General features: G+C 32.0%; 25 protein-coding genes. 13 read left to right on the plus strand and 12 right to left on the minus strand.

Translation table 11 applies throughout. The annotated features are described in order from the left end of the window. Positions 1–75: 75 nt before the first annotated feature. From IQ05_RS08125 to rpsF, 5 genes are all read right to left on the minus strand, one after another. Positions 76–549 carry a DUF6495 family protein gene (locus IQ05_RS08125; RefSeq protein ID WP_144891846.1) on the minus strand — a complete coding sequence of 158 codons (474 nt, stop codon included), beginning with the start codon at positions 547–549 and terminating at the stop codon, positions 76–78. 118 nt (positions 550–667) lie between these two features. Beyond that, a complete protein-coding gene (locus IQ05_RS08130) occupies positions 668–3844 on the minus strand; it encodes a TonB-dependent receptor (RefSeq protein ID WP_144891848.1) in 3177 nt (1058 codons plus the stop codon). A gap of 98 nt (positions 3845–3942) precedes the next feature. Then, positions 3943–4383 carry a 50S ribosomal protein L9 gene (gene rplI, locus IQ05_RS08135; RefSeq protein WP_144891850.1) on the minus strand — a complete coding sequence of 147 codons (441 nt, stop codon included), beginning with the start codon at positions 4381–4383 and terminating at the stop codon, positions 3943–3945. Between the two features lie 64 nt (positions 4384–4447). Continuing rightward, entirely contained in the window at positions 4448–4744 is a 297-nt protein-coding gene (gene rpsR, locus IQ05_RS08140; RefSeq protein ID WP_086454224.1) for a 30S ribosomal protein S18, read from the minus strand. A 5-nt stretch (positions 4745–4749) separates the two neighbouring features. Further along, complete coding sequence (gene rpsF / locus IQ05_RS08145) at positions 4750–5091, minus strand: 30S ribosomal protein S6 (RefSeq protein WP_035671622.1); 342 nt, start codon at positions 5089–5091, stop codon at positions 4750–4752. Positions 5092–5253: 162 nt separating this feature from the next. Between rpsF and IQ05_RS08150 the strand changes: the two genes are divergently transcribed. Beyond that, positions 5254–5949, plus strand: a complete 696-nt coding sequence (locus IQ05_RS08150; protein WP_086454225.1) for a LytR/AlgR family response regulator transcription factor — start codon at positions 5254–5256, stop codon at positions 5947–5949. Between the two features lie 12 nt (positions 5950–5961). Here IQ05_RS08150 and priA read toward each other — a convergent pair whose 3' ends face one another. From priA to nadC, 4 genes are all read right to left on the minus strand, one after another. Further along, positions 5962–8412 carry a replication restart helicase PriA gene (gene priA / locus IQ05_RS08155; RefSeq protein WP_144891853.1) on the minus strand — a complete coding sequence of 817 codons (2451 nt, stop codon included), beginning with the start codon at positions 8410–8412 and terminating at the stop codon, positions 5962–5964. 70 nt (positions 8413–8482) lie between these two features. Continuing rightward, positions 8483–8911 carry a DUF2147 domain-containing protein gene (locus IQ05_RS08160; protein ID WP_144891855.1) on the minus strand — a complete coding sequence of 143 codons (429 nt, stop codon included), beginning with the start codon at positions 8909–8911 and terminating at the stop codon, positions 8483–8485. 63 nt (positions 8912–8974) lie between these two features. Further along, positions 8975–9883, minus strand: coding sequence for a YihY/virulence factor BrkB family protein (locus tag IQ05_RS08165; protein ID WP_144891857.1), 909 nt, complete (start codon positions 9881–9883; stop codon positions 8975–8977). Beyond that, a complete protein-coding gene (gene nadC, locus IQ05_RS08170; RefSeq protein WP_144891859.1) occupies positions 9880–10737 on the minus strand; it encodes a carboxylating nicotinate-nucleotide diphosphorylase in 858 nt (285 codons plus the stop codon). Before nadC ends, IQ05_RS08165 begins: the two co-directional genes overlap by 4 nt. Before the next feature lie 258 nt (positions 10738–10995). Here nadC and IQ05_RS08175 point away from each other — a divergent pair, with 258 nt between their 5' ends. From IQ05_RS08175 to rlmH, 3 genes are read left to right on the plus strand one after another with little or no spacing between them, the layout of a single operon-like run. Beyond that, positions 10996–11451 (plus strand): hypothetical protein, encoded by a 456-nt coding sequence (locus tag IQ05_RS08175; protein ID WP_144891861.1) that lies wholly within the window; start codon positions 10996–10998, stop codon positions 11449–11451. Between the two features lie 33 nt (positions 11452–11484). Beyond that, positions 11485–11976: a CIA30 family protein gene (locus IQ05_RS08180; protein ID WP_144891863.1), complete on the plus strand. Its 492-nt coding sequence runs from the start codon at positions 11485–11487 to the stop codon at positions 11974–11976. Between the two features lie 57 nt (positions 11977–12033). Then, positions 12034–12507, plus strand: a complete 474-nt coding sequence (rlmH, locus tag IQ05_RS08185) for a 23S rRNA (pseudouridine(1915)-N(3))-methyltransferase RlmH (protein WP_086455505.1) — start codon at positions 12034–12036, stop codon at positions 12505–12507. A 5-nt stretch (positions 12508–12512) separates the two neighbouring features. Here rlmH and IQ05_RS08190 read toward each other — a convergent pair whose 3' ends face one another. Together IQ05_RS08190 and folP are read right to left on the minus strand one after the other, a co-directional pair. Continuing rightward, positions 12513–13133 (minus strand): hypothetical protein, encoded by a 621-nt coding sequence (locus IQ05_RS08190; RefSeq protein WP_144891865.1) that lies wholly within the window; start codon positions 13131–13133, stop codon positions 12513–12515. Positions 13134–13136: 3 nt separating this feature from the next. Then, complete coding sequence (gene folP, locus IQ05_RS08195) at positions 13137–13961, minus strand: dihydropteroate synthase (RefSeq protein WP_144891867.1); 825 nt, start codon at positions 13959–13961, stop codon at positions 13137–13139. A gap of 159 nt (positions 13962–14120) precedes the next feature. On the opposite strand from folP, the gene IQ05_RS08200 reads away from it, so the two are divergent. The 5 genes from IQ05_RS08200 to tpiA all read left to right on the plus strand — a co-directional run bounded on the left by IQ05_RS08200 (position 14121) and on the right by tpiA (position 17676). Beyond that, entirely contained in the window at positions 14121–14666 is a 546-nt protein-coding gene (locus IQ05_RS08200; protein ID WP_144891869.1) for a DUF1599 domain-containing protein, read from the plus strand. A gap of 19 nt (positions 14667–14685) precedes the next feature. Continuing rightward, the gene (locus IQ05_RS08205; protein ID WP_144891871.1) at positions 14686–15786 is read left to right on the plus strand and encodes a BT_3928 family protein; all 1101 of its coding nucleotides are present in this window, start codon (positions 14686–14688) and stop codon (positions 15784–15786) included. 181 nt (positions 15787–15967) lie between these two features. Further along, positions 15968–16159: a cold-shock protein gene (locus IQ05_RS08210; protein ID WP_144891873.1), complete on the plus strand. Its 192-nt coding sequence runs from the start codon at positions 15968–15970 to the stop codon at positions 16157–16159. Between the two features lie 217 nt (positions 16160–16376). Beyond that, positions 16377–16877, plus strand: coding sequence for a TlpA family protein disulfide reductase (locus IQ05_RS08215; RefSeq protein ID WP_144891875.1), 501 nt, complete (start codon positions 16377–16379; stop codon positions 16875–16877). Between the two features lie 46 nt (positions 16878–16923). Next, positions 16924–17676 carry a triose-phosphate isomerase gene (tpiA, locus tag IQ05_RS08220; protein ID WP_144891876.1) on the plus strand — a complete coding sequence of 251 codons (753 nt, stop codon included), beginning with the start codon at positions 16924–16926 and terminating at the stop codon, positions 17674–17676. A gap of 51 nt (positions 17677–17727) precedes the next feature. Here tpiA and IQ05_RS08225 read toward each other — a convergent pair whose 3' ends face one another. Next, a complete protein-coding gene (locus tag IQ05_RS08225) occupies positions 17728–18951 on the minus strand; it encodes a porin (RefSeq protein WP_144891878.1) in 1224 nt (407 codons plus the stop codon). A gap of 92 nt (positions 18952–19043) precedes the next feature. On the opposite strand from IQ05_RS08225, the gene prmA reads away from it, so the two are divergent. The 4 genes from prmA to IQ05_RS08245 all read left to right on the plus strand — a co-directional run bounded on the left by prmA (position 19044) and on the right by IQ05_RS08245 (position 22244). Continuing rightward, positions 19044–19880, plus strand: a complete 837-nt coding sequence (gene prmA, locus IQ05_RS08230; RefSeq protein WP_144891880.1) for a 50S ribosomal protein L11 methyltransferase — start codon at positions 19044–19046, stop codon at positions 19878–19880. Positions 19881–19922: 42 nt separating this feature from the next. Further along, positions 19923–20198, plus strand: a complete 276-nt coding sequence (locus tag IQ05_RS08235) for an ATP-dependent Clp protease adaptor ClpS (protein ID WP_144891882.1) — start codon at positions 19923–19925, stop codon at positions 20196–20198. A 93-nt stretch (positions 20199–20291) separates the two neighbouring features. Then, on the plus strand, positions 20292–21563 hold the full coding sequence (locus tag IQ05_RS08240) for a sterol desaturase family protein (RefSeq protein WP_144891885.1): 1272 nt from the start codon (positions 20292–20294) through the stop codon (positions 21561–21563). Between the two features lie 63 nt (positions 21564–21626). Next, a complete protein-coding gene (locus tag IQ05_RS08245; RefSeq protein WP_317133638.1) occupies positions 21627–22244 on the plus strand; it encodes a lysoplasmalogenase in 618 nt (205 codons plus the stop codon). The last annotated feature ends 38 nt before the right edge of the window (positions 22245–22282 follow it).

The raw sequence follows: 22282 nt of genomic DNA on the forward strand, positions 1-22282 counted from the left end.
GGAAATAAAAATTGGCTATCTTAGTACGTGAAATAAGGTACTAAAATAACCAATTTAAAAGAATTAGCAATATATTTAAGAAGCTATAATTGTATTTATTTGCTGGTATAATTGACCGTCACTTAAAAAAGAACCTTGTTGTATCAATTCAAAAATTGAAGAATTGCGTTCTTCAGTAAATTCTTTTTTACCTACTTTCATTTCAATGGTATCTGTAAACATATTGTCGCTAAGCCATTGCAATCCCTCACGAGTTAAAAAATCGACATCTGGAACCAGAGATTTTAAAACAATAGATTGTACATGTGTATCAAAACAGTGAAAAAGAAAAATATGATTTTTAGAAAAATGTTCTAAATAAGTTGCTTTAGAAAGTACACCTTCCCAAATCAAATCTGAGAAAACATCCAATTCTTGTTCAGCCACTTCTGGTTTTTCAGCTTTAATTTTATCCCACTCTGCTTTATCAATAGCTTGAGTGGCTAAAAAATTTGTAAATTCTTGCGTCAGTTCTTCAAACTGCTCTTTGGTCAATCGAGTATATTTCATTGTATAATTGTTAATCTAAAATTATAATTCAAAAATGCTTTTCGTGAATGCAAATTTAAAACTAAATCATAAAAAAGCCTTCTTTTTCAAGAAGGCTTTCTATTAATTTCTAAATAGATTAGAAAATATATCTAATTCCAAACTGTGCTTGCCATCTTGATAATAAACTTGCATCGTAATTGAACGTTTTAGTTTGTGTTCCATTAAAAGTATAAGTAGGAATTTTTGTAGTTTGATTAACAGTTACTCCTATTGGTTGAATACTAGTAGGAACTTGTACTAATCCCCAATCAGAATTTAATAAATTTCCAACATTTAAGATATCAATACTAAACTGTATTGTATTTGTTTTATCTGAAGTAGAAGATGGTTTAAAATTATAATCTTGAATTAATTTCATATCCCATTTTCCTCTCCATGGTGCTAATGCGCCATAACGCTCAGCATATTGACCTCTTCTTTCACTTAAATATTTATCTTGATTGATGAAAGCATCAAATGCTGCACCTTGTCCCGCTCCACTAAATGTCATAGCTCCAATTTCAGCCGTCGTAGGCACATAAATTAAATCATTATTAACAGATCCGTCATTGTTAATATCACCTCCATAGATATAATTAAAACGACCACCCTGTGCATATTCGAAAAATGTTGAAACAGTAGTTGCCCACTTGTCATTCGAACCGTATTTCCATTTCTTAGATGCAACACCAATAAAACGGTGCGTATCTCCGTATTTTGAATTAGACAAAACGGCATCATTTACATTACCCAAAGCTGGATTAAATGCAAATGCATCACCCGTGATTTCAGCTTCAATAGAGTTTACATCTTTAGCTATTAAATAATTATAAGCTAAACTGGCAAATAAACCGTTATCAAAGTTTTTTTGCAACTTAAATGATGTGTTTAAAACATATCCTTTATTAGAATTAGTCATTACATAAGCGTTATTAGCGCCTTTGTCTGTAGCATTGTAAATTACTCTTTTATCAACACCCGCAAGAATTCCAGATGGAGTTCTTAAACCCCAGTTTTGCACATGAACACCGTTGATATCTTTGTTGTAAGACATATCAAAAGTTGCAATATAATTGTTTTTGAAACGGTGATCTAAACCTAAACTTGATCTCCATACTTGAGGCCACTTAAAGTTTTTATCCATAATTTGAAAGAAACCATCATCAGCACCACTCACTTGATTTCCTAACCATACAAATGGAAGTTTTCCAGTAAATACACCAGATCCACCACGTATTTGAGTTGTTTTATCTCCTTTAACATCCCAATTGAAACCCATTCTTGGTGACCAAAGTAATTTATCTGTTGGTAATGTAGTCGAAATTAATGTTTCATTAGCCTTCGTTTTAGGATTGTAATACAAGACACTGTTATTTCTTGTAGCTCCGTTTTGAGTATCAATATATTTTTGAATCAAATCAGAAGTATCAAAATACAACGGTTTGTCAACTCTTAATCCTAATGAAAGTTTGAAATTATCGGTAATATTCCAATCATCTTGAGCATATAATGCAGCTTGACCTACATTAAGCTCAGCCAATTTCCATCCATTATCTGAACCTACTTTAAAGTTGTTCTTAGCTGCATCAGTAGTTTGTGCATACAATAAATTTTGAGCAATAATACTTGTTGCAAATGGTTTAGCAGCATCATTCAAAAAGTCTTGAACACTAAAGTATGGAGAGAAAAAAGTTCCAGCATATCCATTTGGATTACCAAAATTGTCATATCCTGCCAAATTAAATGAATTTTCAAATTGATATTTCTCAAAAGAAGCACCAAAAGTAAAAGCATGCTTACCTGCTGTATAACTTAAATTGTTTGTGATTTGAAGCACTTTTTGGTCTAGAGTATTGTTGATCGAAAAAGGTTCGTGACCAGCAATAATGTAATTTGAACCATTACTCTGAATATTAATTACTGGAGCTGGCTCAGAAAAAGGATCTCTAAAATCATTAAAATGAGTATAACCCGCTTGTAATTTATTAGAAACAGTTTCGCTTATTTTGGAGTTTAACTCAACTAAAAAAGATCTTAATTCATTGTTAATTTGATATCCAGATTTTTCGAATTGTAGTGTATTTGCATCTGGACCTCTAAATCCTAAAGCAGATGGATGAGCAGGTTTGTCTTTTGCAGCATTCAAAAAGTTGTAAATAACAGCCAATTTATTGTTGTCATTAATGTTCCAATCTAATTTTATAATCCCTTTATTAGAATTCGTATTGTGTTTAAATCCTTGGTAAGCACCTGTGTTGTAACCCAATCTTCCTAAAGCAGCTGATACTGCAACCAAATCAGATTCTAAAACTCTTGATTCATTTACACCTGTAACACCATCACCATTATTAGCAACAAAATTTGATCCTAAGTCACTACGCTTATCAATTTCATAATTGGCAAAGAAAAATAACTTGTCTTTTACTATTGGACCTCCAAAGCTAAATCCAGCTTGTGTTTGCTCCAACGAAGGTACAAAAATCTCTTGTCCTTTTATTTTACTTCCTGTTAGATCTTGATTTCTAAAGAAAGCATAAGCAGTACCATGAAATTCATTGGTACCTGATTTAGTAACTGCATTTACAGATGCACCTGTAAAACCAGATAAGGTAACATCATAAGGCGCTGTAGCAACCTGAATTTGTTCTATTGCATCCAACGAAATAGGTTGAGAACCCGTTTGCCCACCTGGAGTTGCAGCATCTAATCCAAAAGGATTATTAAAAACGGCTCCGTTCAAAGAATAACTGTTGTATTGATCGTTACGTCCTCCAAAAGAACCTCCACTTGCAGATGGCTCTAAACGAGTAAAATCATCCGCTGACCTTGAGATTGACGGCAACGAAGTTAATTCTTTTCTACCAATGGTAGTTTCGGCACCTGTTCTTCCATTACCAAATACTTTGTTTTTAGAACCTGTAACTTTTACCTCGCTAAGTTGTTGACTCACGTCGCTTAGTTGCGCATCTAAAATTAATGCTTTACCTAACTCTAAAAATACTTCATTGTACACTTGAGATTCATAACCTACAAAGGAAATAGTAATTTTATAAGGTCCACCAATACGCATGTTAAGCATATTGTACCTACCGTCTACATTCGAAACTCCAGAATATTTAGATCCTGTAGGAGTATGAATAGCTAAAATAGTTGCAGCTGGAAGTGTTTCACCTGCTGAACTTTTTACAATTCCTTTAATACTTGATGTTGTAGTTTGTCCTAACAAGGTAACAGAACTACAAAAAATCAGAAGTAATGTAATTAATTTTTTCATTTGCTTAATTGTGTGTTATTTGTGGCGCAAAATTAAGCAAAAAAAAATCACTCCGAAGAGTGATTTTAATAAATTATTAACAAAAAGTTAATGATTTTTTATTTTTCTGCAACAATCTCATAGTCTAATTCAACTATAACATCTCTGTGTAAACGAACACTTGCATTATATTTACCAGTACGTTTTACGATACCGCTAGTGATAAATTTTCTGTCAATTGTTTGACCACCTTTAGCTAATGCTTCAGCAATGTCAATATTAGTGATAGAACCAAATAATTTTTCACCACCTGCTTTAGCAAATATTTTAATTTCAATAGCTTTTAAAGCTTCACCTAAAGCTTTTGCATCAGCAACTACTTTAGCTTCTTTGTGAGCTCTTTGCTTTAAGTTTTCAGCTAATACTTTCTTTGCAGATGAAGTAGCTAATTGAGCAAATCCTTGTGGAATTAAAAAATTACGACCATAACCGTTTTTTACAGTTACTACATCATCTTTAAATCCTAAATTTTGAACATCTTGTTTTAAAATAAGTTCCATGTTGTTGTCCTTTATTATAGAAGTTAGGTTTCATGATTAGAAAACCAACAACTGAGTTTTAATATTATTTAAGTAAATCCGCCACGTAAGGCATCAAAGCAATGTGACGTGCTCTTTTCACAGCAACTGAAACTTTTCTTTGGTATTTTAATGAAGTTCCTGTTAAACGACGTGGTAAAATTTTACCTTGCTCATTAACGAATTTCAATAAGAAATCAGCATCTTTGTAATCAATATACTTGATACCTGATTTTTTGAAACGACAATACTTTTTAGTTTTGTTTGTTTCTATGTTCAAAGGCGTTAAATATCTTATATCTCCGTCTTTTTTTCCTGAAGCCGATTGTTGTAATGTTGCCATAATAATTAAGCTTTTGTAGATTTTAATTTAGTTCTTCTTCTCTCAGCCCATGAAATAGCATGTTTATCAAGACTTACAGTCAAGAAACGCATTACTCTTTCGTCACGTCTAAATTCAGTTTCAAAAGCGATAAGAACCTCACCAGCTACTTTGAACTCGAATAAATGGTAAAAACCACTTTTCTTGTTTTGAATTTCGTAAGCCATTTTTTTAAGACCCCAGTCTTCTTTAGACACCATTTCAGCACCTCTACTAGTAAGAAAATCTTCAAATTTGCTTACTGTTTCCTTTACCTGAACTTCAGATAAAACGGGATTTAAAATGAAAACAGTTTCATAATGATTCATAAAAATATATTTATTGTTAATTTGGGTGCAAAAGTAATAAAAAATTTAAATAAAAAAATATTTTTGTTGTTTTTATCGACGTAAAGTAAAAAAATCCGATTAATTGAAACAACTTAAATTAAAAGTAGTATATTTACGCAATCTAATAAATAAAACTTTATTATGAAATTAAACTGTGTAGTAGTCGATGATAGTTCTATACAAAGAATGATCATCGCAAAGTTAGTAAATAACCATCAAAATCTTAATCTTCTTGGAGATTTCTCTAATGCTATTGAGGCTAAAAATTATATGTCTATTCATGATGTTGATCTTATATTTTTAGACATTGAAATGCCTGTAATAAGTGGTTTTGATTTTTTAGATGGTTTAAAAACGAAACCACAAATCGTTTTCATTACATCAAAAGCAGAGTATGCCATGAAAGCATTTGATTATGATGCTACGGATTATCTTCAAAAACCAATTGCAATAGACCGTTTTAATGCAGCAGTTAAAAGAGCAATTGACAATTACCAATTAAAGAAAGAAAACAAGGAAGAAGAAGGAGAACATATATTCATAAAAAGTAATCTAAAAAAACTTAAAATTTTTACTTCTAAGATTAAATGGATCGAAGCCTTTGGAGATTATGTAAAAGTAGTTACAGAAGACGACAGTAATTTAGTTCTCTCTACTATGAAAGCTTTTGAAAACGATTTACCCAAAGATAAATTTGTTCGCGTACATAAATCATATATTATCAATATAGACAAAGTAGAACGATTTAACAGCAAGTTTGCTGAAATAGGATCAACTAAAATTCCATTAAGTCGTCATAAAAAAGAGGATTTAGTAAAAGCTTTATCTTTTACCTAAATCATTATACTATTAATAGTAGTCAACATTTAAAATTACTTTAATCGCTCTAAATTGCGCAACAGCCTCAAAACTATTCATTATTTTATGGATAGTTTTTTTTGTGTTTACTAGAGATGTAGTATTCGGAATTTTAATAAGTATCGTACGTATATATTCATTCCTAATTCTACTTATTGCAGGTTCCTCTGGCCCTAATACTGGCATATTCAAATTTTGACTTAATACCTGATACAACCAAGCTGAACCTTCGTTAACTTTGTCATAATTACGCTGTTTAAGTGTTATCTTGATTAACTTAAAATAAGGCGGGTATTTATAAATTTGACGGTCATACAGTTGTTCCTGATACATTCCGTTGTAATCATTATGAGTTACCTGTTGTATTGTATTGTGATTGGGATTATAGGTTTGAATAATTACTTTACCTTGTTTTACAGATCGTCCTGCACGTCCTGAAACTTGAGTCATCATCTGGAAACTTCTTTCAAATGCCCTAAAATCTGGATGAAATAACATATTATCAGCGTTCAAAATCCCAACTAAAGTAACATTATCAAAATCCAACCCTTTGGCAAGCATTTGAGTACCAACTAAAATATCGATTTCTCTATTTTTAAAACTATCGATAATTTTTTCAAAACCAAATTTCCCTCTTGTAGTATCTTGATCCATCCTACCTATTTTTGAATTTGGAAACAAAACAGCTAATTCTTGTTCTATTTGTTCCGTTCCAAACCCTTTAGTAATCAAATCCAAGCTTGAACAAGCATGACAATTTGTAGGCTTAGCCATACTATAGCCACAGTAATGACAGCGCAATTGATTCTTATTCTTATGAAATGTCAAACTTACATCACACTGCTGGCAATGAGGCACATGCCCACACGTAATGCACTCCATTACAGGAGAATACCCTCTCCTATTTTGAAACAAAATAACTTGCTCGCCTAAAACTAGCGCATCCGTAATAGATTGAATAAGATCATCACTAAAATGGCCGTTCATTTTCTTTCTGAAATACTTATCTTTTAAATCAACTAATTCTATTTGTGGCATCATCACATTTCCATGACGCTGGCTAAGTTTTACCAGTCCAAATTTACCTGATTTAGCATTGTAATACGTCTCTATACTTGGAGTAGCAGATCCTAATAAAACCTTAGCTTTATGGGCTTGAGCCAAAACTATTGCTGCATCACGTGCGTGATAACGTGGCGCAGGATCAACTTGTTTGAAAGTTTGTTCATGTTCTTCATCAACAATTAGTAATCCTAAATTTTGAAAAGGTAAAAACAAAGCCGATCTGGCTCCTATTATTACCTGTGCTTTATCAGATTTTTGTAAAACTTGATTCCAAACCTCAATACGTTCATTATTATTATACTTTGAATGAAAAACAGCTACTTTATCACCAAAATAAGCTCTCAACCTGCCCACTAACTGCGTAGTCAAGGCTATCTCTGGAAGTAGATACAAAATTTGATTTCCTGATTTAAGGTATTCTTCTATGAGCTTTATGTAAATTTCAGTTTTTCCGCTAGAAGTTACTCCATGCAACAAACAAACCTCCTTAGTAGAAAAATCATCTTTAATTTCACTTAATGCAAGCTGCTGATACGTATTTAATTCAAGCAAATCCTCAGTCAATTTACCTTCAAAAAGCACTCTGTCTTGTTGTAAATAATAATCTTCAAAAATCTCTTTCTCAATTAATGCCTTTACAATTACAGAAGACGAATGGCTTACTTCAATTATTTTTTTTACAGTAATAGGTTTCTTTTCAGTTGCACTTATTTGAAAATAAGACATCACAACATCTCTTTGCTTTGCAGCATTTTTTAAAGTTTCTAACAATTCATTCAATCCCTGATTCGAATCAAATTTAGGATGCAATCGAACATAGCGAACCAACTTAGGCTTATAATTTTCTTGAACTTCTTCATGAAGAACTAGAATATTTTTATCAACTAATTTTTGAATAACAGGAAAGATATTTTTTTTATTCAAGATGGAAATTATATCCTGAATTTTTAATGAATTTTGTTGCTGAAGTGCTTCGTAAACAAGAAACTCATCATCTGATAATTGATTAGGATCAACAAAAGAATTACTTTTTTGCGAGATAACTGTTTCACTCTCTAGAAGCAAAGCGCTTGGCAATGCTCCTCTGTATACATCCCCAATAGCACACATATAGTAGGATGAGATCCATTGCCAATGCTGAATTTGAATTTCAGTTACTATAGGAGCTTCATCAAGAATTTGGTTTATGTCTTTAGCGTCGTATAGCGAAGGTTGATTTTGATGAATTTCTATAACAAGTGCCGTGTAAACTTTACTTTTCCCAAACGGAACAGCAACTCGCATTCCCTTTTTTAAAAAACGGAATTCAACTTCAGTTACAGCGTATGTAAAGGTTTTAGCTAAGGAAAGTGGTAAGATTACTTCAACAAAATACATCAATTTTACAATTAAGAGTTATGAGTTTGAGTTATGTAATATGGTAAACTCATAACTCTTATTGTTTTTATTATCTAACTCTATTCCAGGTTTGTGTTCTTCCAAACAAAGATACGCCAATGTAACCGCGAACATTTAGTTTGTCATTCCCTTCAAGAGCAATAAAACATTTATACTGCTTACCTGTAACCGGATCCAAGATTTTTCCTGAATTGTATTCTTTACCATCTTTTTTAAGACCTTTGATGATAACTAAACCCATAATAGATTTATTTTTCTCTTCTCCTGTACATGCTGTACAAACACTTTTCTTCTTTTCTACATCAATAATATCAATGATTTTACCATAAATCATCCCTGATCGTTCGTAAATTTCTACAATAGATTTGGCTTTGCCGGTTTCATCATCAATAGTTTTCCATTTTCCTAAAACCGATTGATTTTGACCATAAAAACACACGGAAAAAAATAATGCAATAATTGTAATCGTATTTTTCATTTTCTTGATTTTTGTACCTCTTACAAGGCAACGCTGTCCAAAACAGCTTTTATAATTAAACACTTACTCACTCTTTAATTTCAACTTATTGATGGTTGCATTCAACTCAAATCCCAAAAGCAAAATCATGCAATTGATCCAAATATAAAACATCAATATTAATAAGGTCCCTATTGAACCGTACAATTCATTGTATTTTGAAAACTTTACAACCCAAATACCAAATAGATACGAGTCTAAAATGATCAAAATTGTAGTAAAAACAGAACCAATTGAGATGAAAGCCCTATTTTTATCATGTTTTGTTCCAAATTTAAACAAAATGGAAGTAGTCATTAAAATCATCAAAATAACGAAGGCATACCTTCCTAGAACTATCAATTGAATTTGATCACTAAAAACTGTCTTCTGCAAAAGCACTTCAAATACAACGATAGTTGCAACCGTTACGATTAACAAAAAAGACAACAACATTGACATTCCCAAAGCAACAATATATTGTCTAATAAAACCTCTTTTTACCAGTACATGCCTAGAAGTTTCAAAACCTCCTAAAATTCCATTTAATCCATTTGCCATTAAAAAAATAGACAAAATAAATCCAGATGACAATAAACCTGAGTCACTGTTATTCAAAATATCACTTATTATTTTATAAATGGCATCATACGTATTTGGCGGAACTCCATCTTTTACAAATAGCAAAAAATCTTCTTGAAAACCATCAATAGGTATGAACGGAATAAGATTTAATATAAACAACGCAAAAGGAAACAAAGCCATAAAAAAACTAAATGCAACAGCACTAGCATGATAGGTTACCGCACTTTCAATAATCCCTATAACGTACAGTTCAATTAAATAATAAAGAGACAAGCCTTGTAGCCATGGTAGTTTTATTTTTTTTAAACCAATAACTACATTCCTTATAAGAGGAATTTCAAGTAATCTGTCTTCCGTTTTTTTACTCATATTGCTTTTAAACTCAAATCCATGTTATAAACTGAATGTGTTAAAGCCCCTGATGAAATATAATTTACGCCACACTCTGCATAATTACGAATCGTTTCTTCATTAATATTGCCCGATGATTCTGTTAAACACTTAGATCCAATTAAAGCTACTGCTTTTTTTGTATCCTCAAAATTAAAATTATCAATCAATATTCTGTAGACTCCATCGTTTTCCAAAATTTCTTTAATTTCTTCTAAATTTCGAGCTTCTACTATAATTTTTAAATCTAGATCATTAGCCGCTAGAAATACTTTAGTCTTGGCTATAGCCAAAGAAATGCCACCAGCAAAATCATTGTGATTATCCTTAAGCATTATCATATCATACAACGCAAAGCGATGATTTTCTCCTCCTCCAATTTTTACGGCCCATTTTTCACAAGCTCTAAATCCTGGTGTTGTCTTTCTAGTATCTAGAATTTTTGTATTTGTACCTTCAAGCAAAGCAGCAAACTTCTTAGTTTTTGTTGCTATAGCTGACATGCGTTGCATGGCATTCAAAACAACGCGTTCTGATTTTAAAATGGATTGAGAACTACCCGATACATGAAACACAACATCTCCTTTAACTACAGCAGCACCATCTTCAATAAAGGTTTCAACAATCAAACGAGGATCAACATATTGAAAAACCATTTTTGCAAATGCTACTCCTGCAATGATACCATTTTCTTTTACTAATAATTTAGCTTTACCGCTAGCCGTCTCAGGAATACAAGCTAAAGAGCTGTAATCACCAGGCCCAACATCTTCTCTTATGGAATTTTCGATAAGTAATTGTAACTCTTCTTGAAATTTTTCTTCGCTAATCATAGTAAAAAATTTAACTGCTAAAGTAAGATATTATTTCTCTAAAATAAAACATCTCAAGCGCCTTATTTTAAAAACTGTTGCTTAAAAGTGTAACCAATTGATATTTTGACTAATCCCCTTTTTCAATACGAATCAAATAAAAAAATGCAACCATCAATAAACTTGAAACTATTCATCAACAAGATTTGAAATTTAAGAAAGCCTCCTTGTAAAACTTTGTGAATTTTGTATCTTTGAAAAGAATTTTTTGAACCTATCATGAAAAAAATATACGCTTTAGCACTCCTATCTAGCTTGTTAATTGTTTCTTGTAAAAAAGAAGCCGAAACGACTACTAGTCTAAAAAAGAATGTAGTCCCATTTACTGAAGTGGGAAATCAAATGAAAAATGAAGCCGCAATTGCAAATCAGCCTCAACAAAAAGTATTAACAAACTCAGTGCCAAATACTGCTCCTGTACAAAAAGGTATGAATCCTGCGCACGGACAACCAGGTCATCGATGTGATATTCCTGTAGGTGCACCTTTAAAAAGCACTCCTGCTCCTAGCACTCCAACACCTAGACCACAAACTGTAACTGCACCTGTAAACACAGTTACAACTGTTACAAAACCTGCAGAAAACACTGTTACTCCCGAAGGAATGAACCCTCCTCATGGTCAAGAAAACCATAGATGTGATATTGCTGTAGGAGCTCCATTACCTAAACAATAGTTGTTAGTACTTTAATTATTTATACACTTGTAGATGAAACCATTACTGCTATTTCATTTTGATCATAGTTGTGACTTGTCACAATGGAGAATTGTAAATGACTCTGTGATGGGTGGTATATCTAGTAGTTTCATTATCTGTAATACCGATGGGAAAGGCCTCTTTACTGGAACTGTTTCATTAGAAAATAACGGTGGTTTTTGTGCTGTAAAATACACTTTTGATTCGTTATCATTGCAAGATGCAAAGTCATTTTCTGTGAGATTGAAAGGTGATGGAAAAGCATACCAATTTCGGGTTAAAAATAAAATAAGCGAAGCTCATTCTTATGTTTTTGCATTTGAAACCACAACAGATAGGCAAACTATAAATATTCCCATCAGTGAATTGAAACCAGCGTTTAGAGGTCAAAAACTGAACTTACCTGCATATGATGGAAAACAACTTCAAGAAATTACTTTCTTAATTGGCAATAAAAAAAACGAGACTTTTGAGTTAGCAATAGAAAGTATTACTATCATATAGATATTACAATCGCCAAGAAAAAAACTTAATTTTTCTGTGTGAATTATAAAAAATCAGATGAATATCAAACTAATAGCCATTGGCAAAACAGACAATAAAGAATTGCAATCTTTAATCAATGATTACACCAAACGATTGTCCTTTTACATCAAATTTGATTTAGAAATTATTCCTGACATCAAAAATGTAAAGAATTTATCTGAAAGTCAGCAAAAGGAGAAAGAAGGCGAATTGATTTTAGCAAAAATAAATCCTACTGATCAACTTATTTTGCTAGATGAAAATGGGAAAAATTTTTCGAGTGTACGTTTTTCAGAAGAACTACAAAAGAAAATGAATTCAGGTGTAAAAACTCTAGTTTTTGTTATTGGCGGTCCTTATGGATTTTCAGATACTGTTTATGCTAAAGCACAAGGAAAAATATCATTGTCTTTAATGACTTTCTCCCATCAAATGGTTCGGTTGTTTTTTATCGAGCAATTGTATCGCGGCTTCACGATTTTAAGAAACGAACCGTATCATCATCAATAACTAGCTTAATAAATAAATTCTTGATTGGTTTTAGAGTTTAATTTTGAACTTTCAAGTTGAATTTTATTTTGCAAATAATTACCAAATGTCATGTTTTTATCAAAACAAAAAAAGTAGTGGCTGGGTTTATTATTTGATATTTTTTCTAAATAAGATTTCAGCTCTTCTTGCTTAACCAAGATACCATCAACTAAAATTTGATTGTTTGCTTTAAAAGTTACAGCAACTCTAGCATTTGGTTTTTCCGTTTTATAATACACATTGGTAAAAGGAATAAAAGCTAGATTTTTACCGATCGTATCTGCATAGGAATAGTAATTTTCGGCCTTTTCATTCTTGTGTGCTTTATCTTCTCGCTTTTTTTGCTGCAATTTTATTATTTCTGGGATTACGAGTCGTAGCGGCAAGCGTTTATCCACATTTACAATCCAATTGGTCGAAATAATACTGTTTTTCCTATTCACTACCGCAAGTGTATCCTTACCCTTGGTACTAAAAAAAATATAAATGGGTGATAAATCCTTTACCTCCTTAACAATTGTCAAATTAGACTTTGGTAACAAAACCTGCTCTTGTTTTCCGCATGAAACCAACACAAATAGTGTAATAACTATAAAATATTTCATCTTTTAAGAATTAAGTTTGTTGTACAAAGTCACACATTCCATAGCTTCTTTAACATCGTGTACGCGTAGAATTTTGGCACCCTTGGTCAATGCCAAAGTATTCATAACGGTTGTACCGTTGAGCGCGTCATGCGCCGTAGTATTTAGTGTTTTGTAAATCATTGATTTTCTGGAAACCCCTACTAAAAGAGGTACATTTAAACTAGAAAACAATTCTAACTTACTAAAAACATCAAAGTTTTGAGCAGTAGTCTTGGCAAAGCCAAAGCCTGGATCTACAATTATATCATTGATTCCTAAAGCTCTAGCTTGCGCTATTTTTTCAGAAAAATAAAATATCATTTCTTTTACAATATCGTCATAGTCCGTGAGTGTTTGCATAGTTTGAGGATTTCCCCGCATGTGCATCATTATGTAAGGAACGTTATATTTAGCAATGATTTGGAACATTTTAGAATCTAAATTCCCTGCGGCAATATCATTTATTAGAGCTGCTCCACTCTCAATTGTGGCTCGAGCAACTTCGCTTCTAAAAGTGTCAATAGAAAGAATTGTATCTGGAAAATGTTTTAGAACCAAATCTACAACAGGCACAATTCTAGAAATCTCTTCGTTTTCCGAAACAAATTCAGCATTTGGCTTACTAGAATACGCCCCAATATCTATAAAAGTTGCGCCGTCAATTCGCATTTTCTCAACTTGAGAAAGAATATCCGATTCATTTTTATATTTTCCACCATCAAAAAAAGAATTAGGTGTTACATTTAAAACTCCCATTACTTTGGGCGTTGACAAGTCAATAAGTAATCCTTTGCAATTAATAGTCATTTTGTGTTTTTCAGTGTTCGTTTGTAGGTAAAAGTTCAAATGCCAACATCATTTACATTCAAGCATGATAATCAAAGTATGGTTAAGCGTTTTTGTACTTTGTACTTCAATCTTAATTCTTTACTTTTGAAAAAATTTGAATACAAATATACATCAATAATGAAGAATACTTCAAAAGAATATGACGGGGTTATAACCATCTGTAGAACCCTATTTGTTAACAAAATGAAAGATTACGGTTGTGCTTGGCGCATACTTAGACTTCCTTCATTGACAGATCAAATTTACATCAAAGCCCAAAGAACTAGAGGTTTACAAGAAAATGAAGTTCGTAAAATTGATGAAGATGAAACAGGTGAATTCATAGGAATTATAAACTACTCCATCATGGCTTTGATTCAACTGGAACTTGGAGTGGTAGAACAACCCGATTTAGAAGTGACACACGCTACTCAATTATACGATGCTAAAATTGAATTGACTAAAAAACTCATGGAGGATAAAAATCATGATTACGGAGAGGCATGGCGTGAAATGCGCGTAAGTTCTCTTACTGATTTGATTTTACAAAAATTACTTCGCGTGAAGCAAATTGAAGACAATAAAGGAAAAACATTAGTCTCTGAAGGCATTGACGCTAATTATCAGGACATGATAAATTATGCTGTTTTTGCATTAATTTTAATGGGTTTTGGAAATAAATAAGAACTACTAAGTACTCAATATGAAAAATATAATAACTCAATTTTCAAGAATTTTTGTTGGAATCCTATTCATTATTTCAGGATTGATAAAACTCAACGATCCGATAGGCTTTTCATACAAACTAGCGGAATATTTTAGCGAACCCGTTTTTAATATGCCTATTTTTATACCGCTTTCATTATCACTTGCCTTATTCCTTGTGATTCTAGAGGTGGTTTTAGGGATCATGTTGCTCATTGGTTACAAATCTAAATTTACAATTTGGAGCTTACTTATACTCATTGTTTTGTTTACCTTTTTAACCTTTTACTCCGCTTATTTTAATGTGGTCAAAGATTGTGGTTGTTTTGGCGATGCTTTAAAACTAACACCTTGGCAATCCTTCACCAAAGACATTGTCTTATTGTTCTTTATACTTGTCTTGTTTTTCAACAAAAAACTAGTGAAACCATTATTTCCTAGAATTCTTCAAAACGCTATTTTTATATTGAGCATCTTAGCTTGTTGCTTTTTGGGGTATTGGGTATTAAATCATTTACCAGTAATTGATTTCAGACCATACAAAGTAGGGAACAATATTCAAAAAGGAATGCGAATTCCTGATGGTGCTCAAAAATCAGTTGTTGAAATGATTTTCATTTACAAAGTGGGTGGTATAGAAAAAGAATTTACCGAAAAAGATTTGATGTCAATTCCTGAGGGTGCTGTTTTTGTGGATCGTAAAGACAAAGTAATTTCTGAAGGGTACGTACCTCCTATTCATGATTTTACAATGGAAAAAGACGACACTGATTATAAGGATGAATTTCTTCAAGAACCAAAACTCATCATGATTACAGCGTATGACTTAGATTTAGCCGACGCAACTGGGATGCAAAAAGCAGAAAAGCTAAAACAAGAGGCTGTAGCCAAAGGATATAAAGTAATAGGTTTAACTGCCTCTGCTCCAGAAAAATTAGAGTCTGCTAAGAAAAAATTCAATTTTACATTTGACTTTTATTTTTGTGATGCCATTACGGTTAAAACCATTGAAAGAGCAAATCCAAGTATCATAATTCTAGATAAAGGAACTGTCATTCAAAAAGTTCATCATAATGATATTGATCAATTAAAATTATAATTCCATCCTATGTTTCAAGAAAAAAGTCTTAAAGTAAATACCCTTTAAGACTTTTTTGTTTTCGTAGCTTTTTGAAGAAATACTACATTATTATCAAGCATTTATAATCTTTACAACTTTAAATAGAGTTACTATCAATTTTAATTGTAATTTTATTCTTTATTAATAAAAAAACAAAAACATGAGTAAAGGAGTAGTTAAATTCTTCAATGAAGCTAAAGGTTTCGGATTCATTACAGAAGAAGGTTCAGGAACAGATCATTTTGTACATATTTCTGGTATAGTAGATCAAATTCGCGAAGGTGATACAGTAGAATTTGAATTAGAAAATGGAAAAAAGGGATTAATTGCAGTCCAAGTTGTAGTAATCTAACATTAGGTACACTAAAAAATTAAAGCTCGTTGGTTTTTCCATCGAGTTTTTTTTTGCTTCAAGCTCTCATTCTGAAATAGCGATACATCAAAATAATTGTACGATCTTAAACTATATCGATATTGTAGTATTAATTTCGAAAAATGACATCAAATTCTATTTTTAGGACTAGAGCTTTCAAATTCTTTGATTAACTTTGTTTAAAACAAATATAAAAATGAAAAAAATAATAGCTTTATTAGTAGTATTTGCAACCTTTTCTTGCACTACAAATGCTCAAAAAACTGAATTCACAAAGAAAGCATTGACAGAAACATTGTTAGCAACTAATGGCAGTCAAGTAGCATTCAAAAACATTCTAAAAAAACACAAAGGAAAAACACTTGTTATAGAAGTATGGGCTTCATGGTGTGGTGACTGTGTAAAAGCAATGCCGAAATTAAAAGAGCTTCAAGCAAGTAATCCAGATGTGAGCTATTTATTTATATCAATGGATAAAACTGCAGATAAATGGAAAGAAGGAATTGAAAAACACCAACTTAAAGGGGATCACTATATGGCTAATGACCAAATGAAAGGTGTATTTGCTAAAGAAGTTGATGTTGACTGGATTCCGAGATACATTATAGTGGACAAAAATGGAAAAATTGTTTTGTACCGAGCTATAGAGACAGATTTTGAAAAAATAAATGAAACTTTAAAAAGTTTAAAAAAATAACAATCAAAATGCTTTTAGCATTATAAATTTATAAGAAAACCGAACCATGAGAAAAAAAATTGTAGCTGGAAATTGGAAAATGCATAAAAATGCAGAACAAACTGAGGATTTATTGAACGAGTTAATTGCAAAGTTACCAACTGAAACAAATGCACATGTTATGGTTGCACCTACATTTGTTAACCTAGCATCAGCAGTGGATCACTTAGAGTTTACCAATATTGAAGTTGCAGCTCAAAATCTTCATGCAGCAGAGGGCGGTGCATTTACTGGAGAAATTTCGGCAGATATGTTGAAAAGTGTAGGTGTTACAAATGTCATCTTGGGTCATTCAGAAAGAAGAGCTATGTTTCATGAAACTGACGCTGTAATTGCTGCAAAAGTGGATACTGCATTAAGACACGAAATGACTGTTTTATTCTGCTTTGGCGAAGAATTAAAAGACAGACAAACTGGAAACTATTTCAATATAGTAGAAAATCAATTGCGTGATGGATTGTTTCACATTGAAGCAAAAAATTGGGACAAAATTGTTTTGGCTTATGAACCCGTTTGGGCAATTGGAACTGGAGAAACAGCCTCTCCAGATCAAGCACAAGAAATGCATGAATTCATTAGAGAAACCGTGAGAAAATCTTTTGGAAATGATATTGCTGACAATGTATCTATACTTTACGGAGGTAGTGTAAAACCAGACAATGCTGTTGAAATATTCTCAAAGCCAGATGTTGATGGAGGATTAATAGGAGGAGCAGCATTAAAAGCTGATGATTTTGTTGCAATTGTAAATGCAATATAAATCCATATAATCTTAAACTAAAAGCGGTACATTCTAGATGTACCGCTTTTTTTATATCCCAATTTCTATTTGAAAGCGCAAAAACCAATTGTTTCTTTTGTCTCCGTTAAAATAATGAAGTGTATCAAAAGTGAGTTCACTTTGTACTTTAAAAGCATGTTCCCAAATATACTTGGTTACACCGATGCTGAATTGTTTGGAATTTGGAGCTAAACTTTTAATATCATCACCCACTTTTTGACTGGAGAAACGACTTATGAATTCATAATTTGATGGGAAATTATAACTCAATTGATAATCAAATCCTTCACCAACAAAAGCATAACTCACCTGAGAAATATCTAATGGATTGATAGTAATTGCATTTTTTGATGTTGAACGTGACATATAACTCGACATTGCAGCCCACCCATTGTACTTGAACATGGCGTCAATCAAAACTGATTTCATAGTTCTTTCTTGGAATAAATCATTTCCAAGTTGACCTTGTGTACGTTTTGCATTATTATTTTGCTGAAAAGCACCAGACAACATAAATTTAGGTTTTTGTTCACGAACAATATCTCCCTCAAAATAAGTCCCATCTCTTGAAAAAGCTCCAAACGGCAATAGCTCTACTTTTGTGGTTACTGCAATACCTGCATCAGCATTTCCGGTTATATTACGTCCTTCTCCAGTTGATAACGCTCCTTTTAAATTATAAGAAAAATCATTTTGAAATTCATTGATATTGTGCACCTGAAAACCAAAATCCCGATCAATTGTAAACTTAGAATTATTAATTGATCTGTCAGTAAGTTGCAATCCTCCTGAGGAATTTACACGTTGCCTATTGCCGGGAAGTTTTGTTTGACCAAAACTTAAATTCCAATTTTTGTTCGGTCTATAAAAAACAACTGCGTCCCTAATTATATTTAGATTTTCACCATCTTTGATTTCGCCTACATCACCCGGAGCAAATGAAAGTTGAATAGCATATAAAAACTTTGGCGAACCCACATACCCATCAAAACGTAATCTCAACCTGCGTATTTGACCGTCGTATCCTGCTGGTTCATCTTCATTATTTATGTAGGATACTCTGTTTTGTATTCTAAAACGAATATTCATTTGAAATAAACTATCAGGAGATGTAATTCCAATACCTTTTCCAAAACTATAATAAGGCAAAGCTGATAATTTTAAATCATTATCTGCTTTGTTTTGTTGTATTGAAACCTGAGCAAAAACAACTACTCCAATCATAAGGAATAGCAGTAAAATAAGTTTTTTCATTATAAAACACTGTTTGATGCACAAATGTAAAATAAATTTTAAATTACAAATGCCAATTAGTGCGTGATTCTTACCTTTGCAAAAAAACTATCATGTCAAACATATATATTGGATATCATTTTACAATAAGTCCAAAAGAAATCGGATCTGAAATATTAATAGCTGAATTAGGAGAAAAAGCATTTGAGAGCTTTACCGAAACTGAAAATGGAATTTCTGCTTTTGTTCAGAAGGATTTGTGGGACGAAATGATTTTGGATGACATTCAAATATTGCAATCTGAGGAGTTTATAATTGATTACACTTTTGAAGAAATTGAGCAAGTAAACTGGAATGAAGAATGGGAAAAAAACTTTGATCCTATTGATGTCGATGGAAAATGCCACGTTCGAGCGCCTTTTCATCCAAAAACCGATGCAGAATATGATATCATTATAGAACCGAAAATGAGTTTTGGAACGGGTCACCATGAAACTACACACATGATGATTCAGCATTTATTAGAAATAGATGTTACCGGAATGAAAACACTTGACATGGGTTGTGGTACTGCCATTCTTGCCATTCTTGCCGAAATGAAAGGAGCTCAACCGATTGATGCTATTGATATAGACAACTGGTGTTATCTTAACTCAATAGAAAATGCAGAACGCAATAATTGTACTCATATTACCGTTTATGAAGGTGAAGCTGCATTACTTGAAGGTAAAAATTACGATTTAATAATTGCAAATATCAACCGTAACATTTTACTTAATGACATGAGTGCGTATGTAAAGAGTTTAAACACAAACGGAACCTTGCTCCTAAGCGGCTTTTATGAAGAAGACATCCCTTTTATTGATGCTTCTTGTCAAGAAAACGGTTTGAAATATGTCAAAAAATTTCAAAGAAACAATTGGGTCTCTTTAAAATATGTAAATGAGTAGTATTATTTTTTTATTAATTACGAAAGTATAAAAACCTACAAAATGAGTATTAAAGAAAAAGTAAGAGAAAGAGTAAGTTTAAAAGAATTAATTAGTTTAGACAATGAAATAGTAGTTTACAACGATGATGTAAATACTTTTGAGCATGTAATTGAAACTTTAATCCGAGTTTGTAATCATACTCCCGAACAAGCAGAACAGTGTTCATTAATTGTACATTATAATGGGAAATGTACCGTAAAAACGGGCTCATACGATAAATTAAAACCACAATGTACTCAATTATTAGAAGCTGGATTAAATGCGGAGATAATTTAAGAATAATAAAATCTCCTTTTATAAAATAAAACACTGTGAATAATTCATAAACATTCTCTTTTATTCTATATTTGAATAAAAAAAAGTGTTTATATGGAAGAATATGGTAAAATTTTAGTTTTTGTAATGCCTGTCTTTTTGATATTGATTATCATCGAGAAAGTTTATGGGCATTACAAAGGGGAAGACACTTCACCTAACATGGATTCTGTTTCAAGCGTAAGTTCTGGAATGATTAACTCCTTAAAAGATGTTTTGGGGCTTAGCATAACCCTAGTTTCATACGATTGGATTGTATCTAAAATAGCTTTATTCAATCTTGAAGCTTCCATTTTAACCTATTTTATTGGATTTGTAGCTATTGATTTTTATGGCTATTGGAGCCATCGTTTGTCGCATCAAATTAATTTTCTGTGGAACAAACATGCCATTCACCACAGTAGTGAGGAATTCAATTTGGCTTGTGCTCTACGCCAACCTGTTTCCAGTTTCGTCAATTTGTTTACCTTTTTATTGATTCCTGCAGCACTTTTTGGAGTTCCCTCCAAAGTGATTGCAATTACCCTACCGATTCATTTATTTCTTCAATTTTGGTACCATACTAAACACATTAAAAAAATTGGTTTTCTAGAAAATATACTGGTTTCTCCCTCCCATCATAGGGTTCATCATGCTATCAACCCCGAATATATGGACAAAAACCATTCACAAATATTCATCATTTGGGATAAATTGTTTGGTACTTTTCAAGCGGAATTAGAAAGTGTTCCACCTGTTTTTGGAATCACACGACCAGCTAGAACATGGAATCCAATACGGATTAATTTTCAGCATCTATGGTTACTCATTACCGATGCTTGGCGCGCCGAAAACTGGAAAGATAAGTTTACCATTTGGTTTAAACCAACTGGCTGGCGTCCAGAAAATTTTGAAGAAAAATATCCCGTAACAAAAATTACTAATGTCTATGATTTTGAAAAATACGGTGTTCAACATTCTAAAAAACTGATGTACTGGTCCCTTTTTCAAGCTATTATGACGTTGTTATTGATTAGTTATATGTATAATTCTATCGCAATAATAGGTTTGCCAAATGTATTTATTTATGGAGCATTCATCTTCCTTACCGTTTACAGTTATACGGAACTTATGGACACGCATAAAGCTTCTGTGTTTTGGGAAGGTATCCGTTTTATATTTGGAATTGGACTGATTTTCTATTTTGGAGATTGGTTCGGTATGGATCAACTCTTTCCTTTTGCGAGTTATATTATCGGCGGTTACCTGGTATTATCCTTAGCCGTAACGGTATATTTTGTCAGCATAAACTTTGAAAAAGAAACAATGATTGTAGCTCAATCTTAAAACGAAACAATGAAAAGCACCATAATATTAAAAAGTTTCATTGGGTTTAGTCTAGTTTACCTTTTGATAATTCTTTTTGAAAAAGAAGAAATTGCCTGGTTTTTGAAACCGCTTTTATTGCCATTTCTAATTCTGGCTGTTTATATTAGTGAAAGATTTAGTACCAAAAATATTCTTTTAACAGCTTTAACTTTGTCGTGGATTGGTGATATAATTTTGATGTTTGCTGACAAAGGAGAATTGTATTTTATTGCAGGATTGATTGCCTTTTTACTTTCACACATTTCTTATATTATACTCTTTAGTAAACAATTAAGGATCTATATAAAGAAAAGTAAAATCATTTACTGGATAGGAGTTACAGCAATTGCCTTATATTTAATTGTAATGATGTTGATTTTGCTACCAAGTCTAGGAGACTTAAAAGCTCCTGTTTTTGTTTATGCACTAACAATTTCCATTATGTTGTTATTTGCTCTTAAAGGATTTTTAAACTGGCAAAAACCTGCCAGTATATATATTTTAATAGGCGCTATCATTTTTGTCGCTTCAGATAGTATTTTGGCCTTTGATAAATTCTATGCACCGTTAAAATGCAGTTCCTTCTTGATTATGGTAACTTATTTAATTGCACAATATTTAATTGTTACTGGCATTTTGAAACTAAACAAAAAAAAGTAGCATTTCCATAGGAAAATGCTACTTTGGTATTAGATATT

Source organism: Flavobacterium tiangeerense (genome assembly GCF_007830355.1).
Lineage (GTDB): Bacteria > Bacteroidota > Bacteroidia > Flavobacteriales > Flavobacteriaceae > Flavobacterium > Flavobacterium tiangeerense.